Source organism: Mycobacterium sp. NTMscope_MAC_269 (genome assembly GCF_976985695.1).
In genome coordinates, this window is record NZ_OZ335668.1 from 4,383,894 (window position 1) to 4,399,510 (window position 15,617).

Here is a 15,617-nt window from a genome sequence, read left to right on the forward strand (position 1 = left end):
AGGGTCACGCTGGGCGGGAGGCTACGGCCGCATCGCGTAGGCGCCGCTGAGCGGCAGCACGTGCTCCTTCCAAATCTGGTCATACCGCGCGGGGTCGTGGACCGGGCGACGGATCATCCGCAACGCGTAGCGCGCCTGCGCGTCGGTGGTGGACGGTTTGTCGCTCAGCTCCACGGCGTAGGCGTTGAAGTCGCGGACCAGCACTGCGAAGATCCCGTCGATCAATCCCTCGTCGACTCCCGACAGCCCGGCCTCCTCCAGGATGAGCTGGGCGTAGGGCACCGTGGCGAACAACTGCCCGACGGCGAAGGCGAAGTCAATGTCCTTCTGCTGCAACGTATCCGGGGTCGCGCTGGCCAGCATCTCGGCGAGCACGTCGATCTGTGAGCGCAGCAGCGCAACGTTGGGCAGATGCCCGAAGCTGTCGAACGGCGCGCGCCAATCGTGGAACCGCACCTTGCCCAGGCCGCCAGTCGCCCCCTGCGCGAACAGGAAGGCGTCGTCGGCCGCGTCGTCGCGGCGGCCGATCAATGGCAATTCGCTGCTGGGCGCGAACAGAAAGTTGGGCATGAACTTGCCCAGCAGCCCGATGTTGATGTGGACGGTGCCCTCGAGTCGGGGCAGCAGGCCGATCTCGCGAGTCATCGCCTCGAAGATGGTGTCCTTCTCCACGCCCTTGGCGGCGATCACATCCCACAGCGCGGTGATGACGCGTTCGCCTTCGCTGGTGATCTTCGCCTTGGTGAGCGGGCTGTAGAGCAGGTAGCGGCGGTCGGTGGCCGACGCGCTGCGCATGTAGTCGCACGCCCGGGTGGCGACCAGTCGCATCGCGACCAGCCGCGCGTAGGCATCGGTGAGTAGGCGTCGCACGTGGGTGAAGTCGGTGACGACGGTGCCGTACAGGATGCGGTTGGACGCGTGGGTGACCGCCTCGTACATCGCGTGCGTGCACATGCCGACCGCGCCCCAGCCGAGGTTGTACTTGCAGACGTTGACGGTGTTGAGCGCGGCGTGGAAGGCCTCGGGCCCGCGGTGCAGGATGTCGGCCTCGGTGACCGGGTAGTCGCGCAGCGCGTAGTTGGCGACGAAGTTCTGCGAGTTCACCACGTTCTTGATCAGGTCGTAGCGCTCGTGCCGCGAGTCCGCGGCGAAGAACACGTACTCCGGGTCTTTTGAAGGCCCATCGAACTTGCCGAAGGTGGAGACCATCCGGGCCACGTTGGCGTTGCCGATGTAGTACTTCTCCCCATTGGCGACCCAGCCCCCATTGGAAGGCGTCAGGTTCATGTCGGTCTGGTAGACGTCGGCGCCGTGCGTCTGCTCCGACAAGCCGAACGCGAACACCTCGCCGGCCTCGAGCAGCGCGGCGGCCTTGCGCTTGGCGTCGGAGTTGGCGCTCATCCAGATCGGGCCCAGGCCCAGGGCCGTGACCTGGAACGGGTACCAGTAGTTGAGCCCGTAAAAGCCGACGATCTCGGCGAACGCGCTGATCCGGTAGGTGTCCCAGCGACAATCATCGGCGCCGTACTCCTTCGGCGTCAGCAACGACGCGAAGATGCGCTCACGGCCGATGTGGTCCAAAAACTCGGAGTACCAGACCCGTTCGTGGTCGTCGGCCTTCAACCGCGCCTTGCCCCGGGACTCGAAGAAGTCCACCGTCGCGGCCATGATCTCGCCCGAGCGGCGGTCGGGGTACTGGCGTTGCAAGTGGTGGGGATTGAGCAACATGGCGGGACTCCCAGCGGGTTCACGACGCAGACGAGGGTGACGGTACTCCCAACAGCGCGGCCGTCGGGGCGCACCGGAACAAAACGACCCTGTTGGTCACGTGCCCGTCCACCTAGCATCAGTGGCGTGTCAGAACTCAATACCGCCCGCGGCTCGATCGACACCGGCCAGTTGGGCGTGACCCTCATGCACGAGCACGTGTTCATCATGACCACCGAGATCGCCGAGAACTATCCCGAAGCGTGGGGCGACGAAGAGCGGCGGGTGGCCGACGCCATCGACCGGCTCAACGAGCTCAAGTCGCGCGGCGTGGACACCATCGTCGACCTCACCGTGATCGGCCTGGGCCGCTACATCCCGCGCATCGCCCGCGTCGCGGCGGCCACCGAGCTGAATATCGTTGTGGCGACCGGACTTTACACGTACAACGACGTGCCATTCCGATTCCACTACGAGGGCCCGGGAGGGATGCTGGGCGGCCCGGAGATCATGACCGAGATGTTCGTCCGCGACATCGAGCAGGGCATCGCCGACACCGGCGTCAAGGCCGGAATCCTCAAGTGCGCCACCGACGAGCCCGGCATCACCCCCGGTGTCGAGCGGGTGTTGCGCGCAGTCGCCCAGGCGCACAAACGCACCGGTGTGCCGATCTCCACGCACACCCATGCCGGCCTGCGGCGCGGCCTCGAGCAGCAACGCATCTTCGAAGAAGAGGGCGTCGACCTGACCCGGGTGGTCATCGGGCATTCCGGTGACAGCACCGACATCGGCTATCTGGAAGAGCTCATCGCGGCCGGATCGTATCTGGGCATGGACCGGTTCGGCCTCGACGTGATCTCACCGTTCGAGGAGCGGGTCCGGATCGTGGCGGAAATGTGCGAGCGGGGCCACGCCGACCGAATGGTGCTCTCCCACGACGCCAACTGCTACTTCGACGCGCTCCCCGAAGAGCTGGTCCCGCAGATGGCCCCGAACTGGCATTACTTGCACATCCATAACGACGTCATCCCCGCGCTCAAGCAGCGCGGCGTCACCGACGAGCAGCTGCACACCATGCTGGTCGATAATCCGCGCCGCATCTTCGAGCGTCAGGGTGGCTATGAGTGAGCCGACCCCGCCGATCGGCACCCAGATTTCGCAGCTCGCCCAGCTCGCTCCCGACGAGCCCGCCGTCACCTGTGACGGGCTGACCCTGACTCGCGCCGAGCTCGATCGCTCGACGAATCGGTTGGCCCGGGCCTACGCCGAGCGGGGCGTGGGCGTCGGCGACTACGTGACCATGGTGCTGCCGAACTCGGTCGAGTGGATCCAGGCCGCGGTGGCCTGCTGGAAGCTGGGCGCCGTCCCGCAGCCGCTGTCGGCGCGGCTGCCCGACGCGGAATTGCAAGGGCTGCTGGACCTGCGCCCGCCCGCGCTGCTGGTGGGCCGCGAACACCCTGGAATAGCAAGTGTGCCAGCCGGTTTCGAGCCCGATCCGGCGTTGTCGGATGAGGCACTGCCGGAAGCGGTGTCGCCGGTGTGGAAGGCGATGGGATCCGGCGGCAGCACCGGGCGGCCCAAGCTGATCGAATCCGGCGGCGACAGCCGGATACCGCCGCTGATCGGCTACCCGCTGGGCGCCCAGGAGGGCGACACCACGTTGGTGCCGGTGCCGCTGAGCCACAACACCGGCTTCACCACCGCCACCATCGCGCTGCTGATGCGCCACCACCTGGTGCTGATGAGCCGGTTCGACCCACAGCAGTTCCTCCGGCTGATCACCGATCATCGCGTCACGTTCCTGACGACGGTGCCGACGATCATGCAGCGGACGCTGCCGGTCTATCACGCCGACCCGGACTCCTATGACCTGTCGTCGCTGCGGCGGTTCTGGCACCTGGGGGCGCCGTGCCCGCCGGCCATCAAGCAGGCGTGGATCGACCTGCTGGGCGCGGAAAAAGTCTGGGAACTCTACGGCGGCACCGAATTGCAGGCGTTGACCTTCATCTCCGGCGACCAGTGGCTGGCGCACCGGGGCTCGGTGGGCATGGTGGTTGCCGGCGAGATGAAGGTGCTCGACGACGACGGCAACCCGTGCCCGCCCGGCGTGGTCGGCGAGATCTACATGCGGCCCGGCCCCGACGCCGCACCCACCTATCGCTACGTCGGCGCCACGGCCAAAAGCCGCGAAGGCTGGGACTCGCTGGGTGATCTCGGCTATTTCGACGAGGACGGATTCCTGTACCTCTCGGACCGGCGGGTCGACATGTTCACCGTCGGTGGCCGCAACGTCTACCCCGCCGAGATCGAGAACGCGCTGTCGGCGCACCCGGACGTGTTGTCGTGCCTGGTCGTCGGCGTCCCGCACGAGGACCTGGGCCAGGTGCCCTACGCCCTGGTGCACACGGCCGACGGCTGCACGCTGGATCCCGTTGGCGTGCAAGCTTTCCTGCGCGAGCATGTGGCGGCGTACAAGGTGCCGCACATGGTCGAGTTCGTCGATACCCCGTTGCGCGACGACGCCGGCAAGGCCCGCCGCTCGGCGGTCCGGGACCAGATCATCGAGCGCTTGTCGACCGCGGAGGCCAGCTGACCCGCACTGATTCCCGACCGCCATGAGCCGCATTCGGCGCTCAACACACACGCAGTGCATTCAAATCAACTTGGGCTGCGCGAAAATGCTCTAGAAGTAATACTTGGTTTTTTCGAGTCTGTAATCGTCTGTAATGACCAGCTCCTGGGAGAACGATGCCGCTTAAGTCACCGACAGCAACCCCGAGACTGCCGCCCGCCCGGGTGGCTCGGGCGGTCGAACGAGTCCGTCATCACGTGGGGCGGTTGTACCAGCGACTGGCACCCCCGCCGATCACGGTGATGGACATCATCTTCGGTGCCTTTCTGTCGCAGGCCATCTCGGCGTCCGCGCAATTGGGCATCGCCGACGCGCTGGCCGCGGGCCCGTTGACCAAAGAGGAGTTGGCGCGCCGCGTCGGGGCCGACCCGGACAGCGTGGCGCGGCTGATGCGGTTGCTGATCAGCCGCGGCGTGTTTCGCAGGCGTCGTGACGGCCGTTTCGCACTGAACGCGCTGGCCGACACGTTGCGCACCGACTCGCCGATCTCGACGCATGGGACTGCTCTGTTCTTCGGCTCCCCGCAACACCGAGCGAACTGGACACGGCTGGCCGATGCGGTGCGCACCGGAGAGCCGAACCCCCCAAAAGTGTTCGGAAAGGACATCTTCGACTACCTCCGCGACGACCCTGAGTTCGCGGAGGTCTTCAACAACGCCATGACCTCCACGTCGTCAGTGTTGGAGGCAGCGGCGGTCGCGGCGTACGACTTCAGCAACTTTGACGTCATCGCCGATATCGGTGGCGGCCACGGCCGGTTACTGTCGTCCCTTCTTACAGCCGCTCCCAACGCCCGCGGCGTGCTGTTCGATCTCCCCGGGGCAGTTGAGGGAGCACCACCTGTGTTGACCGCGCACGGTGTCGCCGACCGAGTCACCGTGACGGGCGGGTCGTTCTTCGAGAGCGTGCCAGTCGCTGACGCCTATGTGATGAAGAACGTGATCCACGACTGGTCTGATGACAAAGCCATCGCGATCCTCGGCACCATCAAAGCCGCGGCCCCGCCGCGTGCGAAGCTGCTGCTGCTGGAGATGGTCGTCCCCGATCACGACCGCGAATTCCTAGGCCACTACGCCGATTTGGAGATGCTGGTGATGGCGGGCGCACTGGAACGCGACGTCAAGCAGTGGACCGACCTGCTCCGGCGGGGCGGCTTCCGGCTGCAGCGCGTGGTGCAGACGGCAGGGCCGCTCTGCGTCATCGAAGCCGTGCCCAGTTAGGAGGCGCGCCTCCGACGCGCATCTGCTGCCGCGGGCCGTTACACGGCGGGTCCCAGAGCCTCGATGCCAGAGGGAGATGACGTCGCCTGCCGTCCGCGCACACTCTGGAAGAGTGGATGGACCGCACCGGTTAGGGCGCGATCGCGTCCGCCTCCGCGTCGACGGCCTGCGTTGCCTCGGCCGGCCTTTCGCGTTTCTCCCAGCGGCGCAAGGCCTCTCGGCAGGGCGACTCGACCAGGGAGTAGCTGACGGCGGCGATCGCGAATCCGAAGATCAGCGTCAGCACCAACACCGTCGGCATGTTGCCGGTGAATGGGAACGTCCCGACCACCGGGAAGACCATGGCCAGCGCGGCCAGGTGCCAGATGAACAGGCCGTAGGACCAGCGGCCAAGGGTGACCATGACGGTGCTCCCCAGCATCCGATGCGGGGTGTCGGGGCGGTCCAGCACCAACGGCGCGACCAACGCGAAGGCCACCAGAGCGCCCATCGCGGTCTTCACCGCGAACTGCGCGGGCGTGCCGGGCACCAGCCCCTCGGGACCGGCCAGCGGCGACGCCGCGACCAAATAGGCGGCCACGGCGACGACGGCCATCACCGGGCGCCGGCGCGCTAAACGCACTGGGAACCCGGCCCCGCTGTGGACCCACTCGGCGAGCAGCATGCCGGCGGCGAACCAGGAGAAGAACGCCGGCGGCCAGTTGAGCGGGTTGATGCCCTCGCCCGCGTGGCCCGGCACCCAGCCCCATGCCCAGCTCATCGCGCCCAGCACGGCGATCACCGGCACCCGCGCACGCACCGGGAGGCGGCGGGCCAGCAGCGCGAGAACCGGCAGTGCCAGATAGAAGCTGACCTCGACGGACAGGCTCCACATTTGAGTCAGCCCGCCGGTCAGCGTGAGCGGCACATAGATCTGGGTGAGCGTCAGGTTGGCCAGCCACACCGTCGGGCTGGCGTGGTCGGCGTCGGGCAACAGGGTCAGGATCACCACGACCGCCACCACGTAGGCGGGCATGATGCGGACGACCCTGGACCGCAGATAGTGGCCGGTGGCCGGTCGGGGCCCCAAATCCCTTGCCGCCGCGGCATGCCCGCGCCACAACAGAAAACCCGACAGCGCGAAGAACACCGCGACGGCGAGGTCGAAGCGGCCGAACAGCCGGCCGGAGGCGCCGCTGGAGTGCCCGGTCTGGAAGGCGACGTGGGTGACCACCACGCCCATGGCCGCGCAGGCGCGCATGCCCTCCACCGCGGGCAGGAAGCTGCGCACCCCGCCCACCCGCTCGTCGTCGCTCACCACCACAGTTTGCCTGTGCTGGGCTGCCCGGCGAATGGGTACACCCGAAGGACCCGCCCGCACGAGCATTAGGTTCGTAAGTCGCCGCCTTACTTTCTGCTGTTAGGGTCAAACGAGTTTGCCCCGAGCTGCTCGCTCGGGTCGGGTCGCGGCTGAAAAATGCAAGGACATGAGGAGGGCACAGCGACGTGAACCGAGCAGTCATGTTGCGGTTCGCCGCATGCGGGATCATCGGACTCGGAGCCGCCCTGCTGATCGCCGCGCTGCTGTTGTCGACGTACACCACCAGCAGGATCACCAAGGTCCCCCTGGACCTCGACGCCACGCTGGTCGGTGACGGCACCGGGACGGCACTGGACTCCGCGTCGTTGTCCACCGACCATGTGGTCGTCAACCAGAACGTGCCGCTGGTCTCCCAGCAGCAGATCAGCGTCGAGTCGCCCGCCAACGCCGACGTGGTCACGCTGCAGGTCGGAAGTTCGTTGCGGCGCACGGACAAGCAGAAGGACAGCGGGCTGCTGCTGGCGATCGTCGACACCGTGACGCTCAACCGCAAGACCGCGCTGGCCGTCTCCGACGACGCCCACACCGGCGGCTCGGTCCAGAAGCCGCGCGCCGTCAACGACGAGAACCCGCCCACCGCGATGCCGCTGCGGCACGACGGGCTGTCCTACCGGTTCCCGTTCCACACCGAGAAGAAGACCTATCCCTATTTCGATCCGATCGCGCAGAAGCCGTTCGACGTCAACTACGACACCGAGGAAGACGTCAACGGGCTGACCACCTACAAGTTCACCCAGAACGTCGGCTACAACGGCGACGGCACGCTGGTGGCCCCGGTGGCGTACCCGTCGCTGCTGGCCGGCAACGAGGACGCCAAGCAGACCACGTCGGCATCGATGTGGGGCGTCCAAGGTGGCGATCCGAACGAACAAATCACCATGACCCGCTACTACGCGGCGCAGCGCACGTTCTGGGTGGACCCGGTGTCGGGCACCATCGTCAAGCAGACCGAGCACGCCGACCACTACTTCGCCCGGGATCCGCTCAAGCCGGAGCTCACCCTGGCCGAATACAAGATCACGTCGAACGAGGACACCGTCGAATCTCAGGTCAACGCAGCCCGCGATGAGCGCGACCGGCTGGCGCTGTGGTCGCGCGTGCTTCCGATCACGTTCACCGCGGTCGGCCTGATCGCGCTGGTCGGTGGCGGGCTGCTCGCCTCGTTCAGCCTGCGCAGCGAGAGCGCGCTGACCGACCCCGGCCTGGATCGCGGCGATCAGGACTTCTTCGGCCGCAGCGGCCTCGAGGAACCGGTGCCCGGCGCGGAGGCCGAGACGGAGAAGCTGCCCACCCAGCGTCCCGACCTGCGCCAGGAGTCCGGCGGGGATCCGGCCGGCTCGCCCGGTCCCTCCGGGCCGTCCCGCCCGGACGAGCCCACCGAGGCCGGTCCCACCGAGTCGAACCCGCCCGGCCCGCACGACCGCGAATAGCCCGGGCCGGATGCGTTAGCCGTGCGCTGGACCCGGTCCGGGTACGCACTGGCGCTGGCGCTGCTGGTGGTCGGGCCGCTGCTGGCCCCGGGATATCTGCTGCTGCGTGACGCGGTGTCGACGCCGCGGTCATACCTGTCCGATACCGCCCTGGGCTTGACGTCGGCACCGCGCGCCACCCCCCAGGATTTCGCCGTGGCGCTCGCCTCGCATCTGGTCGACGGCGGCATCGTGGTCAAGGCGCTGCTCGTGGTGGGCTTGTGGCTCGCGGGCTGGGGCGCGGCCCGGCTCGTCGAGGTGGCGCTGCCCCGCGCGGGCGCGCCCGGCCAGTTCGTCGCCGTCACCCTGGCGATCTGGAATCCCTATGTGGCCGAACGACTTCTGCAGGGTCATTGGAGCTTGCTGGTCGGCTACGGCTGCCTGCCCTGGGTGGCGACGGCCATGCTCAGGTTGCGCGCGGGGTCCGGCTCGTTCTTCGGGTTGTCCTTCTGGATCGCGTTGGCCGGGCTGACCCCGACCGGGCTGCTGCTGGCCGCGACGGTCGCGCTTGTCTGCACGGCCGCACCGGCCGACGGCGCGACCGGGACCTGGCAGCGCCGGTGGTGCGCGGCGGCGGCTCTGGGCATCGCGCTGGTGGCGGCGCTGCCCTGGCTGGTCGCGTCGGCGCTGGGCTCGTCGCTGACCGCCCACACGGCGGCCAACCGGCTGGGGGTCGAGGCGTTCGCGCCACGCGCCGAGCCCGGCCTGGGCACGCTCGCCAGCCTGGCCGGCCTCGGCGGGATCTGGAACGGCGAGGCCGTACCCGGTTCGCGCGCCACGCTTTTCGCGGTGTTCTCCGCCGTGGTGCTGCTGGGGGTGGTGGCGGCGGGCCTGCGGACGGTCGCCCGCCGTCCGGTGGCGGTCCCACTGCTGGTGCTGGCCGCGGTGTCGGTTCTGGTTCCCGCGGCGCTGGCCACCGGACCGGGCCTACACCTGTTGGCCGCGGTGGTCGACGCCGTGCCCGGCTTCGGCGTGCTGCGCGACGGGCAGAAGTGGGTGGCGCTGGCGGTGCCCGGCTACGCCCTGGCCGGCGCCGGCGCGGTGGTGAGCGCGCGAAGATGGCTCCGGCCGGCGCTCACGGCGCTGGTCTGCTGCGCGGCGCTGCTGCTGGCACTGCCCGACCTGGCCTGGGGGGTGGGCGGCAAGGTGTCACCGGTGCACTACCCGCGCGGCTGGGCCGTCGTCGCCGCGGCGATCAACGAACCGACCGGGGACCCAGGAACGATAGCGGTGTTGCCGGCCGGGACGATGCGGCTCTTCTTCTGGTCGGGCGCCGCGCCGGTCCTGGACCCGCTGCCCCGCTGGGTGCGCGCCGAGGTGCTGAGCAGCGGCGACCTGGTGATCTCGGGGACCACCATCGCGGGCGAGGGTTCACGCGCCCGGGCCGTGCAGGAGCTGCTTTTGACCGGGCCCGACCCGTCGGCGCTGGCCGCGACGGGTGTGGGGTGGCTGGTGGTGGAATCCGACAGCGCCGGCGACATGGGGGCGGCCGCCCGCACCCTGGGGGCGCTGCCGGCGGTCTACCGCGACGATGCGATCGCGCTGTACCGGGTCGGCGGTCGAAGTGCCGGCGTGCCCGCCGATCGCCGGGCGGCGACGATGATCGCCCATCTGGCGTGGCTGGCGCTGCTGGTGGCGGGCGGCGCCGGCGCGGGGATCGGCGCGTGGCGGCGCCGCGCACGGTCAGCCCCGCCCGGTGACTAACCCGTGGACCGTGCGGCCGGAGTGCACGGCGTCCAGCACGCTGCGCATCGCGTCGGCGCTTTGCGCCCAGGAGAATTCGCCGCTGCGGGTGTGCGCCTTGGCGCCGAGTTGATCGCGCAGCACCGGATCGGCGAGCAGTTCCTCGAGCCGGTCCACCAACTCGGCGTGGGTGTCCACCAATATCCCGGTCACCTCGTCGACGATCGAGTCCGACAGGCCGCCCGAGGATCGGTAGCCGATGGTCGGCACCCCGTGCTGGGCCGCCTCGACGACCGCCAGCCCCCATCCCTCCTTGCGCGAGGGCAGCACATGCACCCAAGCCGCTTGCAGCACATGGTGTTTCGTCACGTCGTCGACATGGCCGTGGAACGTCACGGCGCCGCAGATGCCGAGTTGTCGTGCGTGCTCGACGAGCCGCTCGCGCCACCAGCCGTCGCCGACGATGTCGAGATGCAGGCCCGGTGTCCGCGGCAGCAGGCGCGCGACCGCTTCCAGCGCGTCCTCGATCTGCTTGTGCGGCACCAGCCGCGACAGCACGACCACCCGCGGCGCGGCCGCGCGCGGGCCCGACAACGATTGCGCGGGCGCCCGATCCAGGCCGTTGCGCACCACCGCGATCCGGGTGCCGTTGACGCCCAGGGTGACCAGGTCGCGCGCGGACGGCAACGACACCGTCACGTACTGGTTGCCCCGGTTCAGCCGCGGCGACAGCGTCGACTCGACGAACCAGCCGAGCCGGCCGAGCACCGGGCCGGCGACCGGCCACTGCTGGCGGTGGCAGTGGTGCACCAGCACCACCACGCGGCGGCCGTAGACCAGGCGGGCCAAAAAGGGCAGGCCGTTCTGGGTGTCGACGACCACGTCGGGCCGCACCTTCCGCAGTGGGCCCACCCCGAGCCGCGCGGCCGCCATCGCCAGCAACGCCCACACGTATACCGAGTAGCGGCCACCGGCGCGGTCGATCCGCACGCCGTCGACGACCTCACGGCGCGGCGCGCCGGGATAGCGGGCGGTGCGCAGCGTGACGTCGATCCCCGAGGCGGCCAGCTGCGCGCCGATGCGCTGCAGATAGGCTTCGCTGCCGCCGCCCTGCGGGTGCCCGGTATCGCGCCAGCACAGCAGCAGGACCGAGCGCAGAGCAGACATCACCGGTCAGCCTAATGGGAATCGGCCCGCACGCCATGATGGGCCGCTAGCGGGGTAGCCGCCCGTCCTGCCGGGCCCGCCGGCCGATCCACCGGACCAATTCGATGATCCCGGCCAGCGCCAGCGCCACCCCGAATGCCACCGCGAACGCCGCGACGGTGTTGTCGGCGAAGGCGTTGCCGCCGACGTAGCCGATCAGCGTGTTGAGCGTCGCCCATACGACGGCGCCGATCGCGTCGAACACCACGAACTGGCGATAGGGGAAGTCCAGCACGCCGCAGGCGATGGTGGTGGCGGTGCGGCCCCCGGGCAGGAACCGGGCCACGATCACCAGCGGGCCGCCGTGCCGGTCCAGCTCCCGGTGCGCCCATTCCAGGCTGCGTTCCCCCTTCGCGCCGCGGGTGATCCAGCGGCGGGCGAAATCGTCGGCCGAGTGGCCGATCGCGTAGGCGAGGTTGTCGCCGACGAACGCGCCGATGGCCGCCATGACGATCACCCAGCCCAACACCATCGAGCCGTTGGCCGCCAGGATTCCCCCGGTGAGCAGCGCCGTCTCGCTCGGCAACAGGGGAAGGATGGCGTCGAAAGTGCACGAGGCCAGGATCAGCGGATACGCCCACCACGAGTTGCCGAGCGCGTCAAGCAGGGAATCGAACACTAGAGCGCAACACTACACAGCGCGGGCCGGTGGCCAGGCGCTCAGGAGGTCAGGCCCATCCTGACGAACGGCTCGGCCTCGCCGCGGCCGACGGCCTCGTCGTGCTTGGCGGCCGCGCGGTCGAACAGCTCGATCAGCGCCGGCTCGTCGCGGACCAACTGGCGGTACTTCGGACCGAGCGCGAGTATCTGATCACGCTCGCCCAGCAGCTTGCGGAAGATGCGCTCGCGCTCGGCGGGGTCATGGGTGTATTCGGAGTCGAGGTAGGCCGCCGCGTGCCGCCGGGCGCCGGCGATCGCCGTCCGGGCCTTGCCCATGGGACTCAGCAGCGAGGCAACCACGGTGACGACCAGGACCCCGACGATCACGGCCAGCGACAGGTAGGTGCTGATCTCGACGAGCGACACCGGCTCGCCATCGTTGATGAACGGGACGTTGTTCTCGTGCAGCGCATGCAGGATCAGCTTGACGCCGATGAAGCCGAGGATCGCCGCGAGCCCGTACGACAGATAGACCAGCCGGTCCAGCAGGCCCTCGATGAGGAAGTACAGCTGCCGCAAACCCAGCAGCGAGAAGGCCGTCGCGGTGAACACGATGTAGACGTTTTGGGTCAGGCCGAAGATCGCCGGGATCGAGTCGAGCGCGAAGAACATGTCCGTGCCGCCGATGGCGACCATCACCAGCAACATCGGCGTCAACGCGCGCCGGCCGTCCAACATCGTGAACAACTTGTCGCCGTCGTAGTGCTCGCTGGTGTGCAAAACCTTTTTCGCGATCCGGATGACGACGTTGTCGGCCTTGCGGGATTCCTCACGCTCGTCGGGGCGCAGCACGCCGCCGGCCGCGATCAACAGGATCAGCCCGAACAGGTAGAAGACCCACGCGAACGTGTTGATCAGCGTCGCGCCGAGAAAGATGAACCCGGTCCGGGCGACCAGGGAGAAGACGATCCCGAACAGCAGCACCTTCTGCTGATCCTCGCGCGGGACCCGGAAGCTGGCCATGATCATCAGGAAGACGAACAGGTTGTCAACCGAGAGCGCCTTCTCGGTGACGTACCCGGCGAAGTACTCCGGGCCCTCCTCATGGCCCCCGAACACCAGCAAGCCGACGCCGAACAGCAGCGCGATGCCGACGTAGGCGAGCGACCAGAGGGCGGCCTCCCGCAGTGTGGGAACGTGCGCCTTGCGGACGTGGAAGAAAAAGTCGAACGCCAACAGTCCGACGATGGCCAAGACGGTCAGGGCCCATACCCAATCGGGAACATCCATTCGCTGCCTGAGCCACCTTCGTCGGAGCCGTCGTCTGTGTCTTCGACGCTTCCGTACCCTCTTTGCCGCCACAGTATGTGTGCGCCCGGCCGTAGGGTTGGCCGGTGGCCGTGACCGACCTCTTCGCCCGCCGGGCGACCCTGGCCCGCTCGGTGCGGCTGCTGTCGGAGTTTCGCTACGAGCAGACCGAGCCGGCCCGCTTCTACGGCGCACTGGCCGCCGACACCGCGGCGATGGTGAGCGACCTGTGGTGGGCCGCCCACGCGAACTCCCCCGCCGGCCGCACGCTGCTCGACGTCGGCGGCGGCCCCGGCTACTTCGCGACGGCCTTCGCCGACGCCGGCGTCAGCTATCTCGGCGTGGAGCCCGACCCGAGCGAGATGCACGCGGGCGGTCCCGCCGTCGCGGCGGGGACGGGAACGTTCGTGCGGGCGTCGGGCATGGCGCTGCCGTTCGCCGACGATTCGGTGGACATCTGCCTGTCGTCCAACGTCGCCGAGCACGTGCCGCGGCCCTGGCAGCTCGGTGCCGAGATGCTGCGGGTAACCCGGCCCGGCGGTCTGGTCGTGCTGTCCTACACGGTGTGGCTGGGCCCGTTCGGCGGCCACGAAATGGGCCTGACGCACTACCTGGGCGGCGAGCGCGCCGCCGCCCGCTACGCCCGCAAGCACGGCCATCCCGCCAAAAACAACTACGGGTCGTCGTTGTTCGAGGTGTCGGCGGCCGACGGCCTGACGTGGGCCGCGAGCACCGGCGCCGCCGTGGCCGCTTTTCCCCGCTACCACCCGCGATGGGCGTGGTGGCTGACCCGTGTGCCGGTGCTGCGCGAGTTCCTGGTGAGCAATCTGGTGCTGGTCCTGCAACCCCAAGAGTGAAACGTGTTCTCGTTTTGCTCCGGCTTGGGTAGGGTGGCGCGCATGCCCGCCGTTGACGATGCGGAGCGGGAGCGATGAGGAGGAGCGGCGGAATATGAGCGACGTGAAGACCGAATACGACAAGCTTTTCATCGGCGGCAAGTGGACGGAACCGTCGAGCGCCGACGTGATCGAGGTGACCTGTCCCGCCACCGGTGAGTACGTCGGCAAGGTGCCGCTGGCCGCCGCAGCCGACGTCGATGCCGCCGTCGCCGCGGCCCGTGCGGCCTTCGACAGCGGCCCGTGGCCGACCACACCTCCCAAGGAGCGCGCGGCCGTGATCGCCAACGCGCTCAAGGTGATGGAGGAGCGTAAGGACCTGTTCACCCAGCTGCTCGCGGCCGAGACCGGCCAGCCGCCGACGAGCGTCGAAACGATGCACTGGATGAGCTCGATCGGCGCCCTGAACTTCTTCGCCGGCCCGGCCGTCGACCAGGTCAAGTGGAAAGAGGTCCGCACCGGCGGCTACGGGCAGAGCATCGTTCATCGCGAGCCGATCGGCGTGGTGGGCGCGATCGTCGCCTGGAACGTGCCGCTGTTCCTGGCCGTCAACAAGCTGGGCCCGGCGCTGCTGGCCGGCTGCACGGTGGTACTCAAGCCGGCCGCCGAAACACCGCTGAGCGCAAACGCTTTGGCGGAGGCCTTCGCCGAGGCGGGGCTGCCCGAGGGTGTGCTGTCGATCGTGCCCGGTGGGATCGAGACCGGGCAGGCGCTGACCTCCAACCCGGATGTCGACATCTTCTCCTTCACCGGCAGCTCGGCGGTCGGCAAGGAGATCGGCCGTCGCGCCGCCGACATGCTCAAGCCGTGCACCCTGGAGCTGGGCGGCAAATCGGCGGCCATCGTCCTCGACGACGTCGACCTGGCCTCCTCGATCCCGATGCTGGTGTTCTCCGGGATCATGAACAGCGGCCAGGCCTGCGTGGCCCAGACCCGCATCCTGGCCCCGCGGTCGCGGTACGACGAAATCGTCGACGCGGTAAGCGCTTTCGTGCAGGCGCTGCCCGTGGGCCTACCGTCGGACCCGGCCGCCCAGATCGGTTCGTTGATCTCGGAGAAGCAGCGGTCCCGGGTCGAAGGCTACATCGCCAAGGGCATCGAGGAGGGCGCGCGGCTGGTGTGCGGCGGCGGCCGTCCCGAGGGGCGCGAGGACCTAGCCGGCGGCTTCTTCGTGCAGCCGACGGTGTTCGCCGACGTCGACAACAAGATGACGATCGCCCAGGAGGAGATCTTCGGGCCGGTGCTGTCGATCATTGCCTACGACACCGAAGAGGACGCGATCAAGATCGCCAACGACTCGGTGTACGGGCTGGCCGGCAGCGTGTGGACCGCCGACGTGCAGCGGGGCATCGAGGTCTCGGAGAAGATCCGCACCGGCACCTACGCAATCAACTGGTACGCGTTCGACCCGTGCTGCCCGTTCGGCGGCTACAAGAACTCCGGCATCGGCCGCGAGAACGGGCCGGAAGGTGTCGAGCACTTCACGCAGCAGAAGAGCGTGCTGATGCCGATGGGCCACACGATCGAAAGCTAGGC

At 68.8% G+C, this 15,617-nt stretch carries 12 protein-coding genes; 7 read left to right on the plus strand and 5 right to left on the minus strand.

Annotation, left to right across the window (positions count from 1 at the left end; genetic code table 11):
- Positions 1 to 21: 21 nt before the first annotated feature.
- The gene (locus ACZ50Z_RS20785; protein WP_464485235.1) at positions 22 to 1,728 is read right to left on the minus strand and encodes an acyl-CoA dehydrogenase; all 1,707 of its coding nucleotides are present in this window, start codon (positions 1,726 to 1,728) and stop codon (positions 22 to 24) included.
- A 126-nt stretch (positions 1,729 to 1,854) separates the two neighbouring features.
- On the opposite strand from ACZ50Z_RS20785, the gene ACZ50Z_RS20790 reads away from it, so the two are divergent.
- The 3 genes from ACZ50Z_RS20790 to ACZ50Z_RS20800 all read left to right on the plus strand — a co-directional run bounded on the left by ACZ50Z_RS20790 (position 1,855) and on the right by ACZ50Z_RS20800 (position 5,559).
- Positions 1,855 to 2,835: a phosphotriesterase family protein gene (locus ACZ50Z_RS20790; protein ID WP_067168371.1), complete on the plus strand. Its 981-nt coding sequence runs from the start codon at positions 1,855 to 1,857 to the stop codon at positions 2,833 to 2,835.
- Positions 2,828 to 4,300: an AMP-binding protein gene (locus ACZ50Z_RS20795; RefSeq protein ID WP_464485236.1), complete on the plus strand. Its 1,473-nt coding sequence runs from the start codon at positions 2,828 to 2,830 to the stop codon at positions 4,298 to 4,300. Before ACZ50Z_RS20790 ends, ACZ50Z_RS20795 begins: the two co-directional genes overlap by 8 nt.
- Before the next feature lie 281 nt (positions 4,301 to 4,581).
- Positions 4,582 to 5,559 carry a methyltransferase gene (locus ACZ50Z_RS20800; RefSeq protein WP_464485237.1) on the plus strand — a complete coding sequence of 326 codons (978 nt, stop codon included), beginning with the start codon at positions 4,582 to 4,584 and terminating at the stop codon, positions 5,557 to 5,559.
- A gap of 130 nt (positions 5,560 to 5,689) precedes the next feature.
- Here the strand turns inward: ACZ50Z_RS20800 and ACZ50Z_RS20805 are convergent, their stop codons facing one another.
- Entirely contained in the window at positions 5,690 to 6,925 is a 1,236-nt protein-coding gene (locus ACZ50Z_RS20805) for an acyltransferase family protein (RefSeq protein WP_464485238.1), read from the minus strand.
- Positions 6,926 to 7,044: 119 nt separating this feature from the next.
- Between ACZ50Z_RS20805 and pgfA the strand changes: the two genes are divergently transcribed.
- Both pgfA and ACZ50Z_RS20815 read left to right on the plus strand, forming a co-directional pair.
- A complete protein-coding gene (gene pgfA, locus ACZ50Z_RS20810) occupies positions 7,045 to 8,349 on the plus strand; it encodes a cell envelope lipid trafficking protein PgfA (protein ID WP_464485239.1) in 1,305 nt (434 codons plus the stop codon).
- A gap of 21 nt (positions 8,350 to 8,370) precedes the next feature.
- Positions 8,371 to 10,092, plus strand: a complete 1,722-nt coding sequence (locus tag ACZ50Z_RS20815; protein WP_464485240.1) for an MmpA family trehalose lipid delivery protein — start codon at positions 8,371 to 8,373, stop codon at positions 10,090 to 10,092.
- Here the strand turns inward: ACZ50Z_RS20815 and ACZ50Z_RS20820 are convergent.
- From ACZ50Z_RS20820 to ACZ50Z_RS20830, 3 genes are read right to left on the minus strand one after another with little or no spacing between them, the layout of a single operon-like run.
- Positions 10,072 to 11,238 carry a glycosyltransferase family 4 protein gene (locus ACZ50Z_RS20820; protein WP_464485241.1) on the minus strand — a complete coding sequence of 389 codons (1,167 nt, stop codon included), beginning with the start codon at positions 11,236 to 11,238 and terminating at the stop codon, positions 10,072 to 10,074. The genes ACZ50Z_RS20815 and ACZ50Z_RS20820 overlap by 21 nt on opposite strands.
- Before the next feature lie 46 nt (positions 11,239 to 11,284).
- The gene (locus ACZ50Z_RS20825; protein WP_464485242.1) at positions 11,285 to 11,896 is read right to left on the minus strand and encodes a DedA family protein; all 612 of its coding nucleotides are present in this window, start codon (positions 11,894 to 11,896) and stop codon (positions 11,285 to 11,287) included.
- A gap of 41 nt (positions 11,897 to 11,937) precedes the next feature.
- Positions 11,938 to 13,167, minus strand: coding sequence for a TerC family protein (locus ACZ50Z_RS20830; protein ID WP_464485243.1), 1,230 nt, complete (start codon positions 13,165 to 13,167; stop codon positions 11,938 to 11,940).
- A 104-nt stretch (positions 13,168 to 13,271) separates the two neighbouring features.
- On the opposite strand from ACZ50Z_RS20830, the gene ACZ50Z_RS20835 reads away from it, so the two are divergent.
- Together ACZ50Z_RS20835 and ACZ50Z_RS20840 are read left to right on the plus strand one after the other, a co-directional pair.
- Complete coding sequence (locus tag ACZ50Z_RS20835; RefSeq protein ID WP_464485244.1) at positions 13,272 to 14,042, plus strand: class I SAM-dependent methyltransferase; 771 nt, start codon at positions 13,272 to 13,274, stop codon at positions 14,040 to 14,042.
- A gap of 94 nt (positions 14,043 to 14,136) precedes the next feature.
- Entirely contained in the window at positions 14,137 to 15,615 is a 1,479-nt protein-coding gene (locus ACZ50Z_RS20840; RefSeq protein WP_464485245.1) for an aldehyde dehydrogenase, read from the plus strand.
- Positions 15,616 to 15,617 lie beyond the last annotated feature (2 nt).

Coding starts and splice junctions, on each gene's coding strand:
- ACZ50Z_RS20785 (WP_464485235.1), bottom strand. CDS start 1,728: ATGTTGCTCAATCCCCACCACTTGCAACGCCAGTACCCCGACCGCCGC.
- ACZ50Z_RS20795 (WP_464485236.1), top strand. CDS start 2,828: ATGAGTGAGCCGACCCCGCCGATCGGCACCCAGATTTCGCAGCTCGCC.
- ACZ50Z_RS20800 (WP_464485237.1), top strand. CDS start 4,582: ATGGACATCATCTTCGGTGCCTTTCTGTCGCAGGCCATCTCGGCGTCC.
- ACZ50Z_RS20805 (WP_464485238.1), bottom strand. CDS start 6,925: ATGCTCGTGCGGGCGGGTCCTTCGGGTGTACCCATTCGCCGGGCAGCC.
- ACZ50Z_RS20820 (WP_464485241.1), bottom strand. CDS start 11,238: ATGTCTGCTCTGCGCTCGGTCCTGCTGCTGTGCTGGCGCGATACCGGG.
- ACZ50Z_RS20830 (WP_464485243.1), bottom strand. CDS start 13,167: ATGGATGTTCCCGATTGGGTATGGGCCCTGACCGTCTTGGCCATCGTC.
- ACZ50Z_RS20840 (WP_464485245.1), top strand. CDS start 14,137: ATGAGCGACGTGAAGACCGAATACGACAAGCTTTTCATCGGCGGCAAG.